The organism is Anabaena sp. FACHB-83 (genome assembly GCF_014697485.1).
GTDB lineage: Bacteria > Cyanobacteriota > Cyanobacteriia > Cyanobacteriales > Nostocaceae > Nostoc_B.
In genome coordinates, this window is the sequence record NZ_JACJRY010000002.1 from 1 (window position 1) to 23226 (window position 23226).

The following is a 23226-nucleotide window of genomic DNA, read 5'->3' on the forward strand; positions in this document are numbered from 1 at the left end:
GCGCGGTGGAACCACACTGATACATCCCGAACTCAGAGGTGAAACGCTGCTGCGGCTACGATAGTTGGAGGGTCGCCTCCTGCCACAATTGCTCGGCGCCAGGTCTCTTTTTACACTCAAAGCTCCTTAGTACAATTCTACAACTAAGGAGCTTTTTAGTTTTTATTCTCTCTTCTCTTTATATCTTCAGGGGGCGACAAACTAGTTAAAGTGCTTGCTGTATAAGCTTCATAGCCTTTAAATCTCGCTGATAATATGCCTGCTTATGGCGAATCGAACCGACCAGTTCCTCGACCCATGCTTGACACTCATGCCAAGCAACTATCCAATTGAAACCATATAAACCTATCCAAAAATTACTATGCCTTTTTTCAGTTTTACCTTGCTCTTGGGAACGACAGACAGAAGCCAAAATCACCGGATTCAACGCACAAGGTCGCCCCAATGGTGGAACCATCCTCATCAACGATGACGCTAACGGTATCAGCTGGTTCATGGACACAACCCCGTTTGATAACAAGGAATTTGCCCAAACCCTAACTGACACAGCATTCCGCGCCACTAAAGGCGACAATACTGGTTATTTTCAATTTGTTTCTTGAATTTGCAAACGGACTGTATGATCGGTTGTGCCACTTAGTTGCAGTTCCATGATTTCTGTACCAAGAGGTTCAATGCAACTCAAAAGCGATCGCAGGTTTGGTGTACTTGCACCTGTGTCTACATACAATCTATCGGCTAAACTGCTGATGCGTTTCCATGTCATGTATAACTTGCCAATCAGCTGTTCCATTTGGGAAGCTTGATTGACTAAATCAGCCGCAACGCTTAAACAGCCAACTCTGTGGGCTTCTTCTAAGGCAGTTTCTATGTCTACGTCTTCTTTAGCTAGTGCTTGGACTTGTGCCGCAGATTTGAGATATTTGGCTAATTGACGGGCTTCTGTGGTGACTTGCTTGATAGTGTCTACGTCAGGGTTGGCAATAATTTCTTTTTGAATAAATTTTTGGTGCTGTTCTGGCAGTTTTTCCATTTCCTTGACTAGTGGCGCGATGTAGCGTGGTGGTAAGGAATTATCTGCGGCTTTTACCTTGACTGGTTCCGGGATTAAATCTGAAGACATCGCCATCCATTCATCGGTGAGTTGGCGGACTTCGCGGCGGGTGATGCGATCGCCTTTTTGGGCGGCTTCACTCACCATCTGTTGGACTTCTGGGGACGATTTCGCCGTTTCGACAAAGGCTCGTTTGCTAAAGTTATTGACTGCGGCTGGTTCTAGGCGACCTTCTTCTAAAAGTGTATCGGCACTGTTGGCTAGTTGAATCCAAGAATAAGCTTGACTCTTGCTAATTTCTCTTTCTTTGAGCCATTTGAGAAAGCCAGTACCCCGCCCATCGCCACCTTTTTTTTCTCTGTCGCGTACAGCCCTTAAAATTCGTCCCCGCCAAATTTCTGTTTGCAGGTCAAAGCGATCGCATACTTGCCAAGCTATATCTAACTGCTGTAAAAAATCAGACTCAGGAATTTGCTCATCTTCTGGGTCGGGTAGTTCAAAACTAAGATCAGTGGGCTGTTGTAGGGCAGCAGCAAGGTCATTAATAGCGTCGGTATCTTGCACGGTGGATAACTGACTAAAATATGCGTCGGCTTATTATGACACAATCTTTAGGGAGTGGGGAATAAGATACAGATTGGCTAGTGCAAACCTGGTTTGGCGAAACTCGAAAATGTTACTTAGCTAATTTGTGCTGAGGTTGCGATCGCTACATGACATCTTTGATGAAACAAAAGAGTGATCGTCGAGATTGGATATGATTGAGCATCAACTAACAAAATCTTTGTGATGGATGCTGATTGCTGCATATATTCAGCGACGCAAATCTAATTTCGTTAAATCTAGAAGTCAGGACTTACGCACAAAGATTTTCTATGGAGAGTGGGTGAAAGGGTTTGAGGGTGTCAGAGTAGTAGTTTGTGGGGTGGGCAAGATGCCCACCCCACAAGATGGATAATGTTATTGAGATAAATTGAATAGTTGCAAATAAGCCGATAAGATGACTGGGCCAGTAAAGACAGTGATGATTGCGCCTATTGCTAAAAAAGGGCCGAAGGGGATTTTTACTCCGGTTTTTTTAGGCGATCGCACCAATACTAATCCACCTATTAATACTCCCACAGTACAGGCAATTAAACTAGCTAACAGCAAATATCGCCAACCCAGCCAAGCTCCCATCATGGCTGCAAGTTTGGCATCTCCCGCACCCATCGCCGTTTTACCGAGAACTATTGAACCACCAAAGGCGATGCCATCAAATAGCCATAAACCAATAACAGCACCAACTATCCCCATCATCAGGTGTCTAACTATACTCACACTGCTGGCTTCTTGGGTAAAACCGCTAATTATTTGAAATCCCAAGCCTAACACTAAACCTGATTGTGTTAGGTCATTGGGGAGAGTCATGGTATCTAAATCAATTAAGGCTAATGCTAACAGCCAACTACAAAAAGCCCAATATCCTAACGTAGCGATGGAAACTTGAAATACTAAAAAAATCACAACAAAAATTATTCCCGTTATTGCTTCTACTACGGGATAACGAACAGCTATTTTATTTTTGCAATAACGGCATTTTCCGCGTAACCACAACCATCCCAGCACGGGTACATTGTCATAAGCTTTTAGCTGGTTTAAGCAATGGGGGCAACGGGAAGGCGGCCAAAGAATCGATAACCCCGCAGGGATTCGATAAACTACAACGTTAATGAAGCTACCTATAGATGCACCCAAGGCGAAAACAACAATAATCGCCGGAACGGCTATTAAAAAGTCCATATAGTCATTTGTCAATTGTTCTGTGTCATTTGTCGTTTGTCATTTGTTCTTTGTCAAATGACCAATGACCAATGACCAATGACTCATAACTAATACATGTGGGACTCAATTTGATTTAGAGGCACAAAACATTCTTGCGGTAAGAGAACGGGTTGGTTAGTAAAAATGACTTTACCTCGATGGGTAACACGATTAATTGCTACCCCAGAAGGTTGCCCCGCAATTTCAGGATGTACTTCACAATAAGTGTAGTAAATCTTGCCAGCCGCCCTGATGATTGCGGGATCAATCAGAGGTGGCTGGATTCTAGAGGCGGTGAAATTAGTTGTCTCTTGTCGTAAAGCGTACACTATGTTACTGCTATCTACTTACTAGATTTTGTCTATAGTGTACCCGAAACTTTCTGTAAAGATTGCCAATTTGGCGAGTTTATGCAAAAAGAATTATTTCTCTAGTGCTTGAATGAGGGAATTTCCCATTGCCTGACAACCCAAAAGGTTCATTCCTGGTGACATGATATCGCCTGTGCGATCGCCTTGCTCTAAAACTTGTAACACAGCTTTTTCGATGGTATCTGCTGCTTGTGGCTGATTTAACCCGTAGCGTAACATCATGGCGGCACTCAAAACCTGCGCCAGAGGATTAGCTTTATCAAGTCCTGCAATATCCGGTGCAGAACCGTGGACTGGTTCATATACACCAGGGCCAGAAGCACCCAAACTCGCAGAGGGTAACATCCCAATACTGCCAGTTAACATAGCAGCAGCATCGGAGAGAATATCACCAAACAAGTTCCCTGTAACAATCGTATCGAATTGTTTGGGAGCGCGGACTAATTGCATTGCGGCATTATCAACATAAAGGTGAGACAGTTCGACATCGGGATATTCGGCGGACAGTTTGGTGATGCGATCGCGCCATAACTGCGATACTTCTAATACGTTAGCTTTATCCACAGAACAGAGTCTACCGCTTCTTTTTCTCGCAGCTTCAAAGGCAACTCTCCCGATACGTTCAATTTCTGACTCGCTGTAAACCATTGTATTCAAACCGCGTTTCTCACCAGTCTCAGTTTCAAAAATGCCTTTAGGTTTACCAAAGTAAATTCCCCCAGTGAGTTCCCGCACCACCATAATATCTACGCCTTCGACAACTTCCCGTTTCAAAGTGGAAGCGTCAATTAACTGCGGCAGAATTTGGGCGGGGCGTAAATTAGCAAATAACCCCAAACCTGCGCGGAGTCCTAACAAACCTGCTTCCGGGCGTTGGTGAGATGGTAGAGTATCCCACTTATAACCACCAATAGCGGCGAGTAATACAGAATCACTATTGCGACAAGTATCTAAGGTAGCGGCTGGTAGCGGTTCGCCCGTCGCGTCAATGGCTGCACCACCAATTAAAGCTTCTTGGAAGGCAAACTCAATATCAAATTTTTTCCCTACGACTTTCAGCACATCTACCGCCACTGCCATAATTTCAGGGCCAATGCCATCGCCGGGAAGTAAGGTAATGCGGTAGTTTTGAGTCATAGCTAGTTTCTATTAGGTAAATGCTTGCAGATTAAATATCATACCGAGCAAGATGCACATCTGGAAGCTTTAATTTTTGCAGTGGGTATTGGAGGTAATCAATGCTAGACGTGACTAAACTCACTCAAGCTGAAATTAGAAGGTTGGGAATAGAAGCCTTGACAAAAGCTCTTGGCCCTGCTGGAATGGCAAGATTTATGCAGCAATTTGAAAAAGGTAGTGGAGATTACACAAAAGATAGAGATCAAATTTTAGGAAATTCAACAATCGATGACATCTTTAGCAGAATTGAAGAGCATCGAAAAACACAATAAAAGTGCGGATAATAAACTAATTCTGACTAACTTTAATAGAGTAACAGTTTTTGGTATTTACTCAAACATTAAAAAAAAACTGTTCCTGAAAACTTTTTGCTCAGTTTCTTGTAATGTTTTTGATAAAACTAGCAAGAAATAAAAAAGTTTATGAATTTTAATCAAATTGGTCAAGTAGCAGTTGCACTGTTAACGACATTTGGCTTGAAAATCCTGGGTGCGATCGCTCTGTGGATTGTGGCACAGAAGTTGATTGATTTTGCACTCAAATTAGTCAGACGTGGTTTCCGCAGTCAACACGTTGATCCAACTCTAGTTAACTACTTGCTGAATATCATCGGCGTAACTTTAAGAATTGTTTTAGTTGTCGCCATTCTCGGCTTTTTCGGTATTGAAACCACTTCGTTTGCTGCATTATTAGCGGCTGCTGGTGTGGCGATTGGTGCAGCTTGGGGTGGATTGTTAGCTAACTTTGCAGCTGGGGCGTTTTTGATTGTCTTTAGCCCATTTAAAGTTGGAGACTTTATCACAGCCGCAGGTATCACAGGTACAGTTACAGAAATTGGACTGTTCACGACCAATATCACCACACCCGATAATGTGTTAACCATTGTCGCTAATAATAAGATTTTTTCTGATAATATTCAAAATTTCTCAGCTAATCCTTACCGTCGAGTTGATTTGCTGGCACAACTACATCACGATGTTGATCATAATGATGCGATCGCTCGTCTCAAAGCCAGAATCAGCCAAATTCCCAACGTAGTCAATAATCCTGTGCCAGATGTAGAAATTATCACCTTTAATTTAGCAGGGCCAGTATTAGCCGTACGTCCCTACTGCAATAATGACCACTACTGGCAAGTTTATTTTGACACCAACAAAGCCATACGTGAAGCATTTGGTGAAGCTGGTTATCCCATTCCTGAACAACGCTACGCCTTTAGTAGTCAATCTTCTAATGGAACAGTCAATGATGGTGAATCTGTGATGTCATCTGCCTCGATGATGAGTTAAGTTTGCACATATCAAATCCAATTTAATCAGGACTTCCGCATAAAAACGAAAAATCAAGGGCTTTGGCGAGGGTTTAGGGGTATAGAGTGTACTTATTCAAAATCCTTACACCCCAAACCCTTTCACCCTTTCACCCAATCTCCACAGATAATCTTTGTGCGTAAGTCTTGTTAATTTGTCAAAATCTCTCAAAAAATAGAATATTTGCGAACAAGTAGGTAAGTTATATACTTTACCTACTTTTTTATCAGCCTGAAATGTTATTAGCTGTATATTTAAACACTGAAGACAAATTTGATCATAACTCAGTTTCAATTTTGGAAACGAGACTGACAACAGGGCTAAAGAGAGGCTAGGTTAGTGTGTAATTAACCACCGTACTCTTTTAGATATGGTAAAAGAATTAGCAATTCGCACCTGTGGACTTACTAAGCAATTTGAACGGTACATAGCCGTAAATGATGTTCATTTAGAAATCGAAACGGGTGAAGTATACGGACTGATAGGGCCGAATGGTGCGGGTAAAACAACTCTCATTCGGATGTTAGCAACGGCTGAAGAACCAACTACGGGTGAGATATATATTAACGGCGATCGCATGGTACGGGACAAGAGTAACCCGACTATCAAGCGTCGTCTTGGCTACTTACCCGATGACTATCCCCTGTATGAAGATTTAACTGTTTGGGATTACCTTGATTACTTTGCGCGGTTGTATCGTTTGCGCGAACCACGTCGTACTCAGCGTCTACACGAAGTTTTAGAACTCATTCAATTAGGTAATAAACGCAACAGCTTAATTTCTACACTGTCGCGGGGGATGAAACAGCGCCTCAGTTTAGCACGCACTATCATCCATGAGCCAATTTTATTACTCCTAGATGAACCTGTATCGGGACTAGACCCCATCGCCAGAATGCAATTCCGCGAAATTATCAAAGCATTGCAAGAAGCTGGGATGACAATTTTAATTTCGTCCCATGTTCTCAGCGATTTAGCGGAACTGTGTACTTCAATTGGAATTATGGAGTTAGGTTTTTTAGTAGAAAGTGCTTCACTCAAACAACTTTATCAGCGTTTGGCTCGACAACAAATTATGTTGTCAACCTTGGGAAAAATTGATCCTGTAATTAGTGAATTAAAAAATCATCCTTTGGTAGAAGCATGGGAAGTTTTACCTGGGAGGAATAATCTGCGCGTGAATTTTTCTGGTGATCAGAATGCTTGTGCAGAATTATTGCGATCGCTAATTCAAGCTAATATCCCCATCACTGACTTTCATTGCACCCAAGAAGACCTAGAAAGCATTTTCCTCAAGCTTGGTCATAAACAAGCATCCTAAAATATCAAATTTTTAACTTAGAATAATTCTTCCTATGTATCTCAACTTTTTGGATAAAATTGGCGATTGGAATCCTCAGCTTTTACGAGAACTTAAAGGTCGTCTTAAAGTTTTTAACGTAATATTTGCCTTCGCTATCTCACTAATCGCTCAGTTAGGATTGTTTATCTATCATCTTAGAGAATATCCTAATAATAAATATCCCATGAATAACTTTTATTGTAATCTGGGCAAGGTTTATCAAAAGCAAATTGACTCAGGTTATAAACTCATAGATCAGACTCAAAAGCAAGTCAATTTTTACAGCACTAAGCAAAACTATGATCTCTCAAAACTACTGGAATCCCAAGATAAATTACAATCCCTCAAAGCACAGCAAAAACAGTTAGAATATACCCTATATCAGCAGCCATGTCCCATTTCCGAAATTAACTTTCAAATGTGGTGGCGTGACCACTGGGAATATATATTTATCACACTCTGCATAGTTTTTATCTACACACTATTAGTTGCTGGGACATATTTACTAGTCAACAATCTTGCTCAAGAAGAAAAGCGCGGTACGCTGAATTTCATCCGCCTCAGTCCCCAGCCAGAAACTAGCATTTTAACTGGCAAAATGCTAGGAGTGCCAATTGTTATTTACTTAGTAATTTTGCTGGCGGTTCCTTTGCATATTTGGTCAGGAATTTCTGCCCAAGTTAACATCAGTTATATTGTTAGCTTTTATATCGTCTTAGCTGCTAGTTGCTTCTTCTTCTACAGCGCCACATTATTATTCAGTTTAATGAGTAATCGATTGAGTGGTTTTCAGCCTTGGTTGGCTAGTGGTGCAGTTTTCATATTTTTGCTAAATGCAATGCAATTTGCATTTAGTAGCGAAGATTTACACACCACAGCAGCTTGGCTGAGGCTACTAACCCCGTTCGATATGCTGAAATATATGTTCCCAAATCTTTTGAAGAACAGCAACCCATCATTGTTAGCAGAAACTCAATTTTTTTACCTACCATTAGGAAAAAATGTTTTCACATTTACAGGGTTACACCTACTCAATTATGGTGTTGGCTGCTATTGGATTTGGCAAGCACTTGGAAGGCGGTTTCGTAATCCTAATGCTACCTTACTTAGTAAAGGACAAAGTTACTTATTGGTAGCTGGCTATCAAGTAATTTTTTGGGGATTTACACTGCAATATACCAAAAATTACTGCCTTGCTTACCGAAATAATGAACCAATAAATTGCTACTATGACTTGAATTATCAAATAGGTCAAAACTTCTTCTGGCTTATATTTCTTAACTTCGTTTTACTAACTTGTTTGTTTATGATTTTGTCTCCTTGTAGACAACAAGTACAAGATTGGGCAAGATATCGTCATCAACAAACATCTAGTAGCGATGCTTTTAGTAATAAATCTGTATGGCGTGATTTAATTTGGCAGGATAAAAGTCCTGTAATAGTTTCAGTTGGGTTGAGTTTAATAATCATAACTATCCCCTTAATAGTATGGATTTTACTCGCTCCAGCTTTGAATATCCATCATTACAATGCTATTGATTGGGTGAACCGAATTGGCAGGCTGAAAGCTATTTTAGGAGTGGCGATGTTCATTGCTATAACGATGATTTATGCCACCATATTACAAAGCATCCTATTGTTAAAAACTTCCAAGCGGGTGTTTTTGTCTAGCATTATTCTAGGGATATTAATGTTTGTGCCACCAATAATTTTGGCTCTATTAGAAATCAGACCTGAAACTAATACTATGTTTTGGTTATTTTCTAATTTTCCTTGGGCTGCTTTGGAATACTCAGCTACAACAACAACTTTTATGTCGCTTTTAGCTGAGTTCACTGTTTTAGCTTTGTTAAATGTAAATTTGGCCAATCAGGTGAAGTTAGTTGGGGAATCTGCAACGAAAGCATTATTAGCCGGACGGTAATTAATCAGCAAGGAACTTATTTGAAAAAGTAGACAAGGGAGACAGGGGAGACAAGGTAGAGGAATATTTGTATAGCATTTATGATTGCTATGTAGGGCTAATCTTTGATTAGGTAAAAAATAACTGGACTTATACAAAGCTTCTTTCCTACTCCCTATTTCCTACTCTTTTCCTACATAAGTACATTCAGAAATCAAACCAGATTCAGATAGATAATTAACTAGTTACTGAGGAGAAATATTCATGATAGAAGCCTTAATAAATTACTTAGGAAACGGGAATCCGCAGTTATTTCGGGAACTTAAAGGACGGCTAAAACCCCGAAATATTTTATTAACATCTGCATTATCATTGCTGGGTCAATTTATCTTATTTATATCCTTTCAAGCCCAGTTACCTACACGCTATGATGCAGTACAAAATCTGACTAATAGATACTGCACTGGTACAACAAAATATGACTTACCTGGATGTCTTGCTGATGGTTTTGGTAATGCGATTATCAATTGGCAATTGTGGTCTTGGGATGTCTTTACTTGGTTAAATATTATTGTGAGCTTTGGTTTATTAGCAGCAGGTAGTTATCTACTAATTAATGACTTAGCTACCGAACAAAGACGCGATACCCTAAATTTTATCCGCCTGAGTCCCCAATCACCACAGAGTATTTTATTGGGAAAAATGCTTGGTGTTCCCGCTTTACTTTATGTGGCTGTAGTATTAGCATTACCTTTGCATTTCTGGATGGGTTTGAATGCCAAAATTCATGTGATGGAAATTATCAGTTTTGATGCAGTAGTCATTGGGGCTAGTTTTTTATACTACAGTGCTGCATTAATATTTGGTTTGGTGGGTTCTTGGTTAGGGGGTTTTCAGCCTTGGTTAGGCAGTGGCGCATTATTAGGATACCTCATATTTACCAAACAAACTTTCACGTCTAATTTCCCTACTAATAATCCAGTTAATTTTTTTGGGCTACTTAACCCATATTTTTTAATGCCATATTTTGACATTGAAATAGACAGAAAATTTAGTTTTGCTATTCCCAATTTCAAATCTTTTTCTTGGTTCATTTTCTCCATAGGAGAAAGTTTTATTACTACGGCTGTCTTTGCAGTAGCAGTTTATTTTATCGGTGCATACTTTTTTTGGCAATCTTTACAGCGTTGCTTTCGTGATCCTAATGTAACTATGTTGAGCAAAAAGCAGAGTTATTTACTAACTGCTGTTTTTAATCTCATCATTTTAGGATGCGCTGATTGGCGAGAGTTAATATTTGATGGCCCATCTAGAAGTTATAGTTATGTACTTCAAGAAAACATCGGACTTTTAATGATTTTGAATTTGGGGCTATTTTTATATTTAATTGCTGCGATTATTCCTGGTCGTCAAACACTGCAAGATTGGGCTAGATACAGACATATTACGCAACCCAAAGAATTAGGTAAAACTAGTTTAACTGATGATTTAATTTGGGGTGAGAAAAGCCCAGGAATTTTAGCGATCGCTATTAATGCTATCATGTCTGTGACTTGCTTAAGCTGCTTTGCTTTGATTTCCCAAGTCAGTATCGAAGATAAAATGAATACTTGGATGGCGCTGCTGTTTGCAGGGAGTTTAGCTGTGATCTATGCAGCCTTAACTCAGTTAATTCTCTTTATGAAAAATGAACAGCGCCAATTATGGGCAGCAGGGGTGTTAATGTCTGTTATTATCATCCACCCAATTTTCTTAGGGATATTCTTGAATAGACCTGACAACTACCCTGTAGTTTGGCTATTTTCCATTGCTGCACCACTCATTGCTTTATCCTCATCAAGAAGCGGAGATGGATTACCATTGGCTTATTTTCTGGCAATCTTAGGACATTTTGCGATCGCAACATTTTTAATATCTCAACTAACGCGCAAGTTGAAAAAAGCAGGAGAGTCTGCAACTAAAGCATTGTTAGCAGGAACTGAATCTGCTATTAGCTAAAATAGCTCAGGACTTACGCACAAAAATTGTCTGTGGGGATTGGGTGTAGGGGTGAAATGTAAAAAACCTACACCTGTCAGCTACTCCCCACTCTCTCGCTTACTAATAAAATCCAGCATAATTTTTTGGTGCATTGTCCCCAATGGTCTAACTTCCTCGGCTACGGCTGAGTAACAATTACCACGGCGGATGTCTTCGGCTGTTAACAGTCCCATGTCCCAGCCTTCATTCAGCATTAGTTGATTGATGTCTACCAACAAAGGTGCTTGAAAAACATGGCGGATGACTTTTTCATCGGGATAGCAGCCAAATTCAGCGAATGTTGGTAAAACATAACCAATTTCTTCGAGAATTTCCCGTTGGACGGCGACGGCTGGTGTTTCACCGGGTTCGATATGTCCGCCAAAAAAAGCCCAGCAACCAGCCGCCGCAATCGTGGGGATATTGTCGCGCAGTTGCATGAGATACTTATTGTCTTGGTAGAGAATGGCGATCGCTACTTCTGGTAATTGATTAGTCATAAAATTTACACTTAAAATCACTCTTCTGTTATATATACTTCGCCAAAATCTTGCCCAGCGATGGGGATACTTTTGTAGCTAACTTTACCTTTTAATACTACTTGAGTACCTTTTTGCAAATTGCTTTGATTGGTAATTACCCAAATTTTGCCAGTCGAATCATCAATTTGGTATGCCCACTGCTTCATCAGTGGGACTTGCTTTTCTACCTTACCTTGAATATACACAGTCGCCTGTGTGTTGGGTTTGGCTTGAATTTCGGCAATTTGAGTCACATTGCTACCAAAAATGAAATTGCTACCTTTGATTTCTGGAAGCCTCCAAGCCGCACAGCCAGAAAGTCCCGCCACTAGGACAAAATAGCAAAGTATACGGTAATAATTTGGCGATTTGTGCATCAGTCTCATAGGGAATGGGTAGTTCTTCTGTTGTACTATTACCTGTTGAGTTTTAGCCGTTCTCTGTTCCCCGGTTGATGGGTTTGGTGAGAGACAAGGTAGACAAGGGCGACAAGGGAGAAATGATTGTAATTTCTCCTCTTCAACCCCCTACACCCTGACACCCTTCTCTACACCCCATTCCCCACTCCCTCCCTCTAAGATTTCATAGTTTTATCCGTCAGATTCGACAAGGGATCTGAGAAGATGAACAAGTATGGTCTTGTGGTAGGAGAGGCGCAACAACAATTAACAGCCAAAAACCTTTCAAACCGTTGACTTCGCTACAGACAATTTACATTTTGGATTTTAGAGGCGAATCTTCTGAGGATTCTCATGGAAACAACAACTGCCAAACTTCTTGATGGTAAAGCCTTAGCAGCAAAAATTCACCAGCAACTTAAAACCCAAATTCACCAATTACAAGCCAAAGTAGGCCGTCCTCCTGGTTTAGCCGTGTTGATGGTTGGTGACAACCCCGCATCAGCAGCTTATGTCCGCAATAAAGAAAAAGCCTGCGCTAAGGTGGGTATTGCTTCTTTTGGTAAGCATTTTCCTCAAGAAACTAGCCAAAAAGAATTAGAGGCGGTTATTGCCGAACTCAATGAAGATAATCGAGTTGATGGAATTTTGGTGCAACTCCCCTTACCTGACCATTTGGATGCAGTCTCTTTGTTACATCAAATACATCCCGATAAAGATGCGGATGGACTGCACCCAGTTAATTTAGGGCGACTAGTACGCGGTGAAAGTGGTTTACGTAGTTGCACTCCTGCGGGAGTCATGCACTTGCTGGCAGAATATAATATTCCTTTGCGGGGAAAAAATGCAGTGGTGATAGGGCGCAGTATTTTAGTAGGAAAGCCAATGGCTTTGATGCTACTAGAAGCGGATGCTACTGTTACCATTGCCCACTCGCGATCGCAAAATCTTGCCAGCATCACCAAGAATGCCGATATTATCATCGCCGCCGTTGGTCGTCCAGGACTCATTACCGCCGACATGGTAAAACAGGGTGCGATCGTGGTAGATGTGGGGATGAACCGCGTCACTGATGCCAATGGCAATAGTCGCTTAGTCGGCGATGTCGATTTGGAATCAATTGCAGGTGTGGCAGAATATTTCACCCCAGTTCCTGGCGGTGTCGGCCCTATGACCGTTGCCATATTATTGCAAAATACATTTACCAGCTATTTGCGGACTACAAGCTAGTCAAAAGATATCAGTTATGAATTTTTAACTCCCGATTCATCCTGCATAACTTTTCAGCACCAAAGCCCCGTAAAATTGTGACGTATAAGACAAACAGCCAAAAGCCAAAAATTGAAGGAATTATAAGAATGGTAGCAGCTGATAACCTTCAGAAGATGCCAGAAACAGCAACCTTTAACCTTGTCGCCTATCTCAAAGAGCGCCAAAAGCTTTGTGATACTGCTCTGGATAAATCAATGCCCGTCATATATCCAGAAACAATTTATGAATCAATGCGCTACTCTCTCCTAGCTGGAGGTAAGCGGGTACGTCCCATTCTCTGTCTTGCTACCTGTGAAATGATGGGCGGTACTATCGAAATGGCTATGCCTACAGCTTGTGCCGTCGAAATGATTCACACAATGTCATTAATTCACGATGACCTGCCAGCAATGGACAATGATGATTATCGTCGTGGAATGTTGACCAATCACAAAGTCTATGGCGAAGATATTGCAATTTTGGCAGGCGATGGCTTACTCGCCTTTGCTTTTGAACTAGTTGCCACTAAAACACCAGAGAATGTTCCTAGAGATAAAGTTTTGCAGGTAATTGCTCGCTTAGGCAGAGCCTTGGGCGCAGCAGGCTTAGTGGGTGGGCAAGTGGTAGATTTGGAATCAGAAGGTAAATCTGATATTTCCCTCGAAACCCTCAACTTTATTCACAACCATAAAACTGCGGCCCTTTTGGAAGCTTGCGTTGTTTGTGGTGGTATCTTAGCTGGAGCCGCCGCAGACGACATACAAAGATTAACTCGCTACTCACAAAACATCGGTCTAGCATTCCAAATTATTGATGATATTTTGGATGTCACAGCCACTCAAGAACAATTGGGCAAAACGGCGGGTAAAGACCTCGTAGCCAAGAAAGTTACCTATCCTAGCCTGTGGGGAATTGAGGAATCACGCGCTAAAGCTCAACAGCTAATTGAGTCAGCTTGTGCAGAATTAGAACCTTATGGTAGTCTGGCACAACCACTCAAAGCCATAGCCCACTTTATTGTGAATCGCAATAACTAGGACAAACCAATTGGATTTTAAATTTTGGAGCCGCTACCTTGTGGTGAATCAGCATTACTGGAAGTTAAACCACTTCCTAGTAAATATTTTACAAAAGTTGGATTCATAGTCTTATACTAATAGGCTACTCCAAAAACCTCACACAATATTTGGAATTAGAGCAGTCAAAGCATAGATTAAAACTATGTTGCTGTCTGAACATACTGAGAATACTGAGTTTATACTCAGCACTCAGCACTTTGCTATGGTTCCTTTTGAGATTTAGAATTTTGGGTTGCGTCTAAATTTTTACTTACAAAATAATTACGCTAATTTTAACTAACTGAACTAAAACACCATGCAGGACATAGCCGATATATTAAACAACCGGGTGCTGCTGGTAGCCCTGGTAGCCTGTTTCATTGCTCAAGCTTTGAAACTGGTTATCGATGTCGTCAAAAATCAAAAACTGAATGTCCGTGTTTTAGTCACGACTGGCGGTATGCCTAGCGCCCATTCAGCTTTAGTAACAGCCTTAGCCGCAGGTATTGGACAAACTGTCGGTTGGTCATCCCCGGAGTTTGCCTTAGCTACCGTGTTTGCCATCATCGTGATGTACGATGCGGCTGGAGTCCGCCAAGCTGCGGGTAAACAAGCACGAATACTCAATCAAATGATTGCGGAATTATTTGATGAAAAGCACGAGTTTAGCCAAGACCGACTCAAAGAGTTACTGGGACACACACCAGTACAAGTCATCGCTGGTTCAGCTTTGGGAGTCACAATTTACTGGTTAGCTAGGACGGCTTATTAGTCAAGGATCAAAAGTCAATACTCAGCTTGTCCCCCTTCTCTCCTAACACTACTGCACTTTGACGGCGGAACGCAGTAACACAACTTTGCGACTATCAACGAGGATGGCAAAAAAGCCGCGTTCGTTGAGTTTTTGTAGGGTGTTGTATGCTTGTTGTTGGTTGGTAGTGTGAGTAGCTAACAAATAAGGGCGTTGTCCGTAAGAGGCAAAACCAACATTACCACCGACAACTTGCTGGACGCTATTCGCTAGTTCTGGACGGTTGTAGTAATCTACCAGTACGGCGTAGCCTTGCCCTAATGGTTGGGGGTTATAGCTAACGGTTGGTGTTGTTGCGGCTGCTTGTTGAGCAACTTCAGCAGGCTTGGTTGTGATGATGGCAGATAAACCAACAATATTATTGATATACCTAGCCCAACGATTTGCATCGTCAATTTTGTTAAAACCACCTATTCGCGTGACTGTATCGGTGAGGTATTGACAGTTAGTAGTGGCAATTTCGTTTGGTAAAGCACTCCGCAATTGCTTTTGATACTCAGGTGTGGGCGTTATTACTAGTAATAAATATTCTCCAGGATTTGGCGGTTGGCAGACAGGCAGTTTTTGTTGCGCGTTAACAGAAATTGTAGTATTGATTAAACCTGCGATCGCAATTACCAATCCACCAGATATAACCTGAACTCTCTGCACAAAGTTGGGACGCATAAGCTGGATTTTTTAAAAAAATTCTATTTTAGTAGTTCGTCAATAGTCAATGGTCATTTGTCATTTGTCCTTGGTCATTTGTAAATTAATGTTGTCTTACAGTCAGACAATCTAACATACTGTATAGCAGGAGACAGGTTACAGGCTACAGGTGACAGAGTTAAAAGTCTTTTGCTGTCTTTGATATTTACTGATTTCCTAAGCAACTTGGCTACTGCCATATCAAAACTAATGACTAATGACCAATGACTATTGACTCTTGCTTAAGAAACACTCGCAAGAGAAGCCAAAGGATCGGGAATTGTTACAGATGGTGCATTAAAATCACCAGTAATTACATACTCCAAGCGCAGTTTCAGCCAAGTGATAAACTGGGGATTTGTCGAAATAATCGCAGCTGCGGGTTTAGGACACTGTGCTTTAACTGCTGCCATTTCTGGCGCTTCTAAAAAGGCTGGTTGCTGTACTAACCAAAAATCAATTTGCTTTTCATTTTCGTGATAATGGCGGGTGCGTTCTTTCAGCACTTCTTCTAAAGGTTCTTCTTGGACTAGAAAGCGTTGGCTGGCTAAAACGTAATAATATGTTTGCATTTTCATCCTTGGGTTACTAACGGTTTAAACAGGGTACAGAATTAACTCTGTACCCTATTTAACTAACTCTTCCGAAATCTTTGGAACCAAGAACTGAAGGGACAACGACTTCCTTTAGTTTCACTATTTGTTTGTTTACCACCAGCTGTCAGTTTTTCTAAAAACAGGGTGTTGTCAAAATAGTGTTCTACGGAAATAATTTTTAAATCATCGGTGACACGAGCTATACTCGTCCCGACAATTTCAACTGTCTCTCCAGTGGGCGCATAACCTTTGTATTCGCCTCTAAAATGTCCCCAGTGTCGCCACTTGAATGCTACATTTGGTGGCCCTGAGTACACTTCCAGCACTTCCCAAGGGAAACCTTGGGGAAATGTTGTGTGGAAGATTTTAGCTGATGATTCAAAGCTTTCTTCGGAAGCTTTGTAATGTTCAGAATCAGCCATGAATAAATTGTAAGTACCTTGGTTGCCTAATTCTGCGGCGGTATATTCAGGGCCGCCATTGGTACTAACGCGAAACTTGTCACTCACAACCGATAACCACTGCTGCGGGTTAGATTTGAATGATACCTCCATCTCGAAGGTTCTTACCAAGTTCTGCACGATCGCCTCTAACGATCCTTCAACATGATTACATACACTTTCTTTGGCAAGATTTTCTTTTGAACGAGAATAATCAGGAGGTGTTTGATAACGCCACTCTGCATCAGTGCTGGCGGCGATAACTTTATCCCTATCCTGTACCCAAAGCGGTAAGTCTTGAGATTGTGTTGAGGTCATAAAAGTCTAAATTGAAAATTTAACCAACAAAGCTGAAGGTTGAAGGATAAAGGCTGAAAATACTTATTTCACACTTCACACTTCATACTTTTTTCTGGATTTCGCAGTTACAACCCCTCTTGATAATAGTGCTGAGTGCTGAGTTGAAAGTGCTGAGTTAAAAGACTGCACTTAACTTGGTGAGATATTTACTGAATCCGAGTAAAGTAAAAATTACTACGTAATTTTTACTCAGCACTCAGCACTCAGCACTCAGCACTCTAATTGCTTGTTTCATCTCCCGGACTGCTCTTTCTATCCCGACTAGGGCTGCCCGACTGATGATAGTATGACCGATGTTGAGTTCTTCCATTCCGGGTAGGGCGGCGACTGGATGAACGTTCCAGTACGTGAGTCCATGACCAGCATTGACCCGCAGTCCGGCTTTAATTGCTTGTTCACACCCTGTAGCCAAAATTGCTAGTTCCTTTTGTCGGCTGGTTTCATCATGGGCTTCAGCATACTGGCCAGTGTGCAGTTCAATAAATTTTGCCTGCACCTTGACAGATGCTTCAATTTGTGCAGGTTCAGCGTCGATAAACAAACTGACAGGAATGCCAGCACTCTGCAATTTATCGACAATCTCTCCTATTCTAGCAATTTGCCCAACAATATCGAGTCCGCCTTCGGTGGTGACTTCTTCGCGCTTTTCTGGAACTAGAGTGACATAATCTGGTTTAATGTCAAGCGCGATCGCCAGCATTTCTTCAGTAGCAGCCATCTCCAAATTAAGATGTGTTCTCACTGTTTGCCGCAGTAACCGCACATCTCGGTCTTGAATATGCCGCCTGTCTTCCCGCAAATGTACTGTAATTCCATCTGCACCCCCTAACTCTGCCAGCACAGCCGCCGCCACAGGGTCTGGTTCCACCGTCCGCCGCGCTTGTCGGATGGTAGCGATATGGTCAATGTTAACTCCAAGTGTAGGCAACCCTAGTCTCCCGATTAACAGTCCTCCGAACTTGATTTTAGCGGAAATCGGAGTTGTAAAGTGAGGTAGTGGCTTCCCCGACAGTTAACAGGCTTTGTTCTGATCTCCTCAGACTTTCAGTCTCAGGACTTACGCAAAATCATGAAAAAACGAACCGCAAAGAGCGCAAAGGACACGAAGTTAAGAGGATTTGAGAGGGTTTTTGCTTAAGTCCTAAGTCTCTTGGGTTTATGATAAATTTGTATTTTTTTGGAAAGCCACATCCACCTGATTCAGCAATGATTCTGGGGTAGAAGAATTATTTAAAACAACATCTGCACGGGATATTTTTTCGGCTAAAGGTAGTTGGCTTTGAATTCTTGCTTGTGCTTGTTCTGGATGAAGATGATTGCGCTGAATTAATCTTTGCAACTGTTGTGTTTCTGAACAACTGACCACCCAAATTTCTGTAACCAAATATGTCATTTTTGCTTCAAACAGCAGTGGAATAACAAACACCAAAGTTTCGGCGGTAGATGTTGCAATTGCTTGCAGAAAACAGTTAGCCACATAAGGGTGAATCAAATCTTCTATCCATTGGCGTTCTTGTTGATTTTGAAAAATAATTTCGCCTAATTTTTGACGGTTGAGATTACCATCAGAAAGTAAGATTTGTTCACCGTAACGTTGTGCGATCGCCTTTAAAATAGGTGAACCAATAGAGACTGCATCCCTAGCATAAATATCAGCATCAAAAATCGGCAAGTTGTAAGCACTGGCTAAATAATTAGCAACAGTGCTTTTACCTGTAGCAATTCCTCCAGTTAAAGCGATGATGCGTTTGGTCATTAGTCAATTGTCATTGGTCATTTGTGATTTTCTCCCTATTCTCTGGGTTGGGGGATGAGGGAGATATGGGAGATATGGAGATATGGGGGACAAGGGAGACAAGGAAGAGTTTAGCACTCATCACTCATTACTCTTTACTCCTTACTCTTTACTCAGCACTCAGCACTCAGCACTTTTTCACCACTTCTTGTAAGGTAAGAATTTACCATTCATGGTGACTTTCACGCGATCGCCTTTGGGGTCTTCGACTTTTTCGATGTCTAAGGTAAAATCAATTGCACTCATAATCCCATCACCGAATTTTTCTTGAATAACTTCTTTGATTGGGAAACCATAAACTTGCATAATTTCATAGAACCGATAAATTAAGGGATCGGTTGGGACAACAGGGCCTAAACCTTTGGTGGGATAGCTAATTAGTTCCGCAATATCTTCAGAATCAAGCCCTAACACATCAGCTAGTTTTTGTGCTTCTTCTAGAGAAGCTGTTGCTTGACGATAAAACAACGCCGCAATCCAGACTTCATCACGTCCTAAAACTTGTTCTAAATCTGTAAAGGTTAATCCTTTGAGTTTTTTAGCAGCCAGCAGCTTTTGAGTTAATGGGGGAATGGACATAGTACACTCTGATACTAATTTTGGATTTTGAACCAGGGATAGTATACTTTGCCAAGACAGTCTGGATGTTGAGCTTAAGGTAAAATTTCAACTACTGTACCTTTTTCTACCCATTGATCCAGTTTATCGACATCTTGATTTGATGAACTACTTACTCCTACCAGCTGATTGGTGTGAGCGTCTACATTCACCCCAGCAGAGTTAAATCCCCGCACCATCAAGAAATTCTTGAATTGCTTTGTCTCTGAGACTACACAAAGGAGCCTCTGATTTTGGTTCAGGTTCTTGGACAGCTACCGCACCAACTAATACAGGAGTTTTAGCAGCAATTTGTAGTTGCTGGAGATTTTGGATTTGTTGTTCTAAAGTTTCAATGCGATCGACTAAAGCGCGAATCACTTCCGCTTCTGAGTCTGGTAAGTTGTTGTGTTCCAAAGGTGCAACGCGGACTCCAGAACGATAGACAATCCGTCCAGGAATACCGACGACTGTACAATCAGAAGGCACATCTCTCAGCACAACTGACCCAGCACCAATGCGGACGTTATTACCAATGTGAATATTGCCTAATACCTTTGCGCCAGCACCAACTACAACGTTTTCACCGACTGTAGGATGGCGTTTACCACTTTGTTTACCAGTTCCGCCCAAAGTGACACCTTGATAAATCAGAGCATAATCACCTATAATTGCCGTCTCACCAATCACCACACCCATACCGTGGTCAATAAATACACCTTGCCCAATAGTTGCACCTGGGTGAATTTCGATCCCAGTCAAAAACCGAGAGAGGTGAGAAATGAAGCGGGGAATAAAGGGAAGACCAAAGTGATGTAGCCAGTGAGCCAGTCGGTGAAAAATTAGGGCTTGCAAGCCAGGGTAACAAACCAAAACCTCTAACCAGTTACGGGCGGCTGGGTCACGTTCAAAAATGATGCGGAAATCGGCACGTAGAGTAGATAGCACGCAATAGTACCCTCGAAAAGCAAACGAGCTACCATACCATATTATCTTTTTGAGTGCTTGGTTGATAAAGTGCTGAGTGCTGAGTGCTGAGGGGGTAGACACGGGAGAAGGGGTAGACACGGTAGAAAGATTGCTCCCTTGTCCCCCTTGTCTCCCTTGTCTCCCTTGTCTCCCTTGTCTCCCTTGTCTCCCTTGTCTCCCTTGTCTCCCTTGTCTCCCTTCTCCCTGCCCCTAGTCCACTCCCACTCACTCCGCCCCAGAATCTCCCCATTCTTTAATAGCGGAAAAGATTGATGAATAATCATCATTAGCAAATGACATTTTCATGGCTGTAGCTAAAATGTGGCGCACAGACTCAATGCTACTGAGGTCTAAACCCAAAGCTTTGGCTTCTGAGATAAATAAGTCTGTATCTTTGAGCAAATGTTTGGTCGGAAAATTGGGGTTTGTGTAGTCTTCCTCTAACATTCTTTGCAGCTTTTTATCAAAAGTCGGTGCATACAAAGAACTTTGGCGTAAAATCTGCATAAAAGATTCAATATTGACACCTTGACGCTGTAAAAAAGCCAGACTGAGAGCAAAGCTGGTTGTTAAAGAAGCGATTAATTGATTGAGAGATAATTTTAAGGCGGCGGCTGTCCCCACAGGGCCAATTAGTAAAGGTTCTGGGCCAAAGTTTTGCAGTAACTGTAAATGCCTTTGGTATTGGTCGGAAGTTGCGCCTACCATGACAATTAATTGCCCGCTTTTGGCTTCGGGAATGCTGCCTAATACGGGTGCTTCTATATATTCACCACCACCGCCAATTATGGTATCTCGAATTTCTTGGCTTTCGGTGGGTGTAATTGTCCCCATTTGAATAATTGTGCGTCCTTCTAGGGTACGCCAAGCTGTATCTGAAAGTAAGACTTGATAAATAGCTGCGGCGTTAGTCAGCATTAAAATAATGCAATCAGCAGCACGAATGGCCTGACGGGGTTGTGTGACGATTTCTGCGCCGGCTGCTTGTAATGGTGCTAATTTTTCTGGGGTGCGATTGTAGGCAACTACGTGTATATTGGCTGCTAACAACCTTTGAGCCATTGGTTGTCCCATCAGTCCAGTTCCCAGAAATGCCACCTTCATTGTTCACGTTCCTTTGATAAAGCTGAGGCGATGTCTATGACAGAAATCGCGTTTTCATCTTTTGATTGTAATTGGCTGGCGATTTGTAATTTGAGACTTAAGATGCCATCCTAAATCTCAAATTCACCCGATGCGGCTGAGTCAATAGGGAGTAGGGAGTGGGGAGTAGAAAATGATAACTCAGCACTCAGCACTTTAAATTCAACCGCCAGCAGCAAAAGTCGCCATAATGACAACAGATAGTAAGATACCGGGTGTAAGTAGCATTACTAGCATCAACAAGTCGTGAGTATTCATAGGTTTTTGTTGCTTTTTTAAATACAGGATTTCGCAGTAATCAATAGTAATGCTAGTCCATATAACAGTGATGCTGCCGACTTACAGAGAGTTTTAATTTTTTCCCTTACTTTTACTTTGGCACAATTAATCCTTTCAGGGGTTGAGAAATTTCCAAATTTTGAAGTCCTTTACTTTGGATGAGGACTCCAAAGCCTCCTAACCCGGTGGGATCAATAAGTTTGTGGAGTGACTCGCGTCGTTGTAATAACTGAGCGATCGCTATATCTTGATGGGAAAGTGAGGCTATTGAGTCTCCCAAACCCAACGCCATTAAAAATAAACCTTGTTGGGTAAAGCCAATTTTGGTTAAACCACATTGCTCACCCCACAGTTCTAAGGCGGTAAAGTCAACGTGAGCGGTGATATCTTGTCGCCCAAGATTAATATAGGGGTTGTTATGGTAGCGATGCTGGTAGTAGCACTGGAGGGTTCCTTGCGATCGCCTGGGGTTATAGTAGCGATGGGCAGGATAGCCATAATCAACTGTTACCACATAACCGCGTTGCAAGCGGTCTGCTACTATACTCAACCAGTCTAAAGCCGCTAAATTAATTTCACTGCGGTAGCCATCGGGGTAGACTTTTGCAGTTAAATCAATACCTATCAACTCAAAATATTTTGTCAACTGCGGTGTAGAAGTTTCCCCAATGATTTCTTGAAACTCCCCTTCTAACAGCAGATAATTTTCATTTTGCTCTACATCAGAGGGTAAGGTGACATAAATTTCTCGCAATTCCCCAGTTTGTAAAATGAATTGATGCACTGAAAAAGCATCGACGAGTTCGTTAGAAAAAAAGCAGCCAGTTATAGAGTTGCTAGGTATATCTGCTAAATTACACCACCGCACAGGATAATTTTGTAAACGTTGCTGTTGTTCCTGCTGCAATTCGGGAGATTTTTCGACAATCACATAATCTAATGCTGGTAAAAAATCAGGATAATGCCGTTGATAATAGTTGAGGATATGTAACGCCAACAGTCCTTGACCTGCTCCCATTTCTACCAAAGAATAAGGTCTAGGTTGTCCTAAAATTTCCCACATTTGCAAAAATTGTTCTGCTAGTAACTCGCCAAAATCAGCGCCAAGACTAACAGATGTGAAAAAATCACCGCCTTTAAACCCAATGTTGACGGCTTTACTGGCATAGTAGCCATGTTCAGGGTGATATAACACCATATCCATGTATTCGGCAAAGGTAATTCGCTTTTGCGGATTATTAGCAATGCGATCGCTGATGGCCGCACACAACGCTGGGTTAGAATTCATAAACAAGTTAGATCAGTGGGTTTCAGATCCCCGACTTCATTAATAAGTCTGG

Annotated in this window: 25 protein-coding genes; 8 read left to right on the forward strand and 17 right to left on the reverse strand. The window is 41.7% G+C overall.

The features are described from left to right. Positions 1–205: 205 nt before the first annotated feature. From H6G79_RS02185 to leuB, 5 genes are all read right to left on the reverse strand, one after another. Complete coding sequence (locus tag H6G79_RS02185; protein ID WP_190591784.1) at positions 206–496, reverse strand: hypothetical protein; 291 nt, start codon at positions 494–496, stop codon at positions 206–208. Between the two features lie 90 nt (positions 497–586). Further along, complete coding sequence (locus tag H6G79_RS02190; protein ID WP_190591785.1) at positions 587–1618, reverse strand: hypothetical protein; 1032 nt, start codon at positions 1616–1618, stop codon at positions 587–589. Between the two features lie 396 nt (positions 1619–2014). Next, positions 2015–2836, reverse strand: coding sequence for an A24 family peptidase (locus H6G79_RS02195; protein ID WP_190591879.1), 822 nt, complete (start codon positions 2834–2836; stop codon positions 2015–2017). A gap of 89 nt (positions 2837–2925) precedes the next feature. Further along, on the reverse strand, positions 2926–3186 hold the full coding sequence (locus H6G79_RS02200; RefSeq protein ID WP_190591786.1) for a hypothetical protein: 261 nt from the start codon (positions 3184–3186) through the stop codon (positions 2926–2928). Between the two features lie 93 nt (positions 3187–3279). Next, the gene (gene leuB, locus H6G79_RS02205; protein ID WP_190591787.1) at positions 3280–4365 is read right to left on the reverse strand and encodes a 3-isopropylmalate dehydrogenase; all 1086 of its coding nucleotides are present in this window, start codon (positions 4363–4365) and stop codon (positions 3280–3282) included. Between the two features lie 101 nt (positions 4366–4466). Between leuB and H6G79_RS02210 the strand changes: the two genes are divergently transcribed. From H6G79_RS02210 to H6G79_RS02230, 5 genes are all read left to right on the forward strand, one after another. Then, positions 4467–4679, forward strand: a complete 213-nt coding sequence (locus H6G79_RS02210) for a hypothetical protein (protein ID WP_190591788.1) — start codon at positions 4467–4469, stop codon at positions 4677–4679. 150 nt (positions 4680–4829) lie between these two features. After that, the gene (locus tag H6G79_RS02215; RefSeq protein ID WP_190591789.1) at positions 4830–5696 is read left to right on the forward strand and encodes a mechanosensitive ion channel family protein; all 867 of its coding nucleotides are present in this window, start codon (positions 4830–4832) and stop codon (positions 5694–5696) included. Positions 5697–6087: 391 nt separating this feature from the next. Beyond that, a complete protein-coding gene (locus H6G79_RS02220; protein WP_190591790.1) occupies positions 6088–7038 on the forward strand; it encodes an ABC transporter ATP-binding protein in 951 nt (316 codons plus the stop codon). Positions 7039–7072: 34 nt separating this feature from the next. Continuing rightward, the gene (locus H6G79_RS02225; protein ID WP_190591791.1) at positions 7073–8983 is read left to right on the forward strand and encodes an ABC transporter permease subunit; all 1911 of its coding nucleotides are present in this window, start codon (positions 7073–7075) and stop codon (positions 8981–8983) included. Positions 8984–9226: 243 nt separating this feature from the next. Then, a complete protein-coding gene (locus H6G79_RS02230; protein ID WP_190591792.1) occupies positions 9227–10960 on the forward strand; it encodes a hypothetical protein in 1734 nt (577 codons plus the stop codon). An 80-nt stretch (positions 10961–11040) separates the two neighbouring features. Here the strand turns inward: H6G79_RS02230 and H6G79_RS02235 are convergent, their stop codons facing one another. Then, positions 11041–11481 (reverse strand): NUDIX hydrolase, encoded by a 441-nt coding sequence (locus tag H6G79_RS02235; protein WP_190591793.1) that lies wholly within the window; start codon positions 11479–11481, stop codon positions 11041–11043. Between the two features lie 17 nt (positions 11482–11498). Further along, a complete protein-coding gene (locus H6G79_RS02240; protein WP_190591794.1) occupies positions 11499–11879 on the reverse strand; it encodes a hypothetical protein in 381 nt (126 codons plus the stop codon). A 375-nt stretch (positions 11880–12254) separates the two neighbouring features. Here H6G79_RS02240 and folD point away from each other — a divergent pair, with 375 nt between their 5' ends. The 3 genes from folD to H6G79_RS02255 all read left to right on the forward strand — a co-directional run bounded on the left by folD (position 12255) and on the right by H6G79_RS02255 (position 14981). Then, the gene (gene folD / locus H6G79_RS02245; RefSeq protein ID WP_190591795.1) at positions 12255–13130 is read left to right on the forward strand and encodes a bifunctional methylenetetrahydrofolate dehydrogenase/methenyltetrahydrofolate cyclohydrolase FolD; all 876 of its coding nucleotides are present in this window, start codon (positions 12255–12257) and stop codon (positions 13128–13130) included. A 128-nt stretch (positions 13131–13258) separates the two neighbouring features. Next, positions 13259–14188, forward strand: coding sequence for a geranylgeranyl diphosphate synthase CrtE (gene crtE / locus H6G79_RS02250; RefSeq protein ID WP_190591796.1), 930 nt, complete (start codon positions 13259–13261; stop codon positions 14186–14188). Between the two features lie 337 nt (positions 14189–14525). Next, the gene (locus H6G79_RS02255) at positions 14526–14981 is read left to right on the forward strand and encodes a divergent PAP2 family protein (RefSeq protein ID WP_190591797.1); all 456 of its coding nucleotides are present in this window, start codon (positions 14526–14528) and stop codon (positions 14979–14981) included. Positions 14982–15029: 48 nt separating this feature from the next. Here H6G79_RS02255 and H6G79_RS02260 read toward each other — a convergent pair whose 3' ends face one another. The 10 genes from H6G79_RS02260 to H6G79_RS02305 form a co-directional block, all read right to left on the reverse strand. Continuing rightward, positions 15030–15686, reverse strand: a complete 657-nt coding sequence (locus H6G79_RS02260; RefSeq protein ID WP_190591798.1) for a hypothetical protein — start codon at positions 15684–15686, stop codon at positions 15030–15032. A gap of 263 nt (positions 15687–15949) precedes the next feature. After that, positions 15950–16279: an MgPME-cyclase complex family protein gene (locus H6G79_RS02265; RefSeq protein ID WP_190591799.1), complete on the reverse strand. Its 330-nt coding sequence runs from the start codon at positions 16277–16279 to the stop codon at positions 15950–15952. A 62-nt stretch (positions 16280–16341) separates the two neighbouring features. Further along, entirely contained in the window at positions 16342–17061 is a 720-nt protein-coding gene (locus H6G79_RS02270) for an ester cyclase (RefSeq protein ID WP_190591800.1), read from the reverse strand. A gap of 238 nt (positions 17062–17299) precedes the next feature. Further along, positions 17300–18031 (reverse strand): pyridoxine 5'-phosphate synthase, encoded by a 732-nt coding sequence (locus H6G79_RS02275; protein ID WP_190591801.1) that lies wholly within the window; start codon positions 18029–18031, stop codon positions 17300–17302. A gap of 228 nt (positions 18032–18259) precedes the next feature. Next, positions 18260–18859: a dephospho-CoA kinase gene (coaE, locus tag H6G79_RS02280; RefSeq protein WP_190591802.1), complete on the reverse strand. Its 600-nt coding sequence runs from the start codon at positions 18857–18859 to the stop codon at positions 18260–18262. A 177-nt stretch (positions 18860–19036) separates the two neighbouring features. Then, complete coding sequence (gene cynS, locus H6G79_RS02285; RefSeq protein ID WP_190591803.1) at positions 19037–19477, reverse strand: cyanase; 441 nt, start codon at positions 19475–19477, stop codon at positions 19037–19039. Between the two features lie 74 nt (positions 19478–19551). Continuing rightward, complete coding sequence (locus H6G79_RS02290) at positions 19552–19695, reverse strand: hypothetical protein (protein ID WP_190591804.1); 144 nt, start codon at positions 19693–19695, stop codon at positions 19552–19554. Further along, complete coding sequence (gene cysE / locus H6G79_RS02295) at positions 19679–20443, reverse strand: serine O-acetyltransferase (RefSeq protein ID WP_190591880.1); 765 nt, start codon at positions 20441–20443, stop codon at positions 19679–19681. The genes H6G79_RS02290 and cysE overlap by 17 nt, the downstream gene beginning before the upstream one ends. Positions 20444–20689: 246 nt before the next feature. Then, on the reverse strand, positions 20690–21568 hold the full coding sequence (locus H6G79_RS02300) for an NAD(P)-dependent oxidoreductase (RefSeq protein WP_190591805.1): 879 nt from the start codon (positions 21566–21568) through the stop codon (positions 20690–20692). A 409-nt stretch (positions 21569–21977) separates the two neighbouring features. Beyond that, the gene (locus tag H6G79_RS02305; RefSeq protein WP_190591806.1) at positions 21978–23174 is read right to left on the reverse strand and encodes a class I SAM-dependent methyltransferase; all 1197 of its coding nucleotides are present in this window, start codon (positions 23172–23174) and stop codon (positions 21978–21980) included. Positions 23175–23226 lie beyond the last annotated feature (52 nt).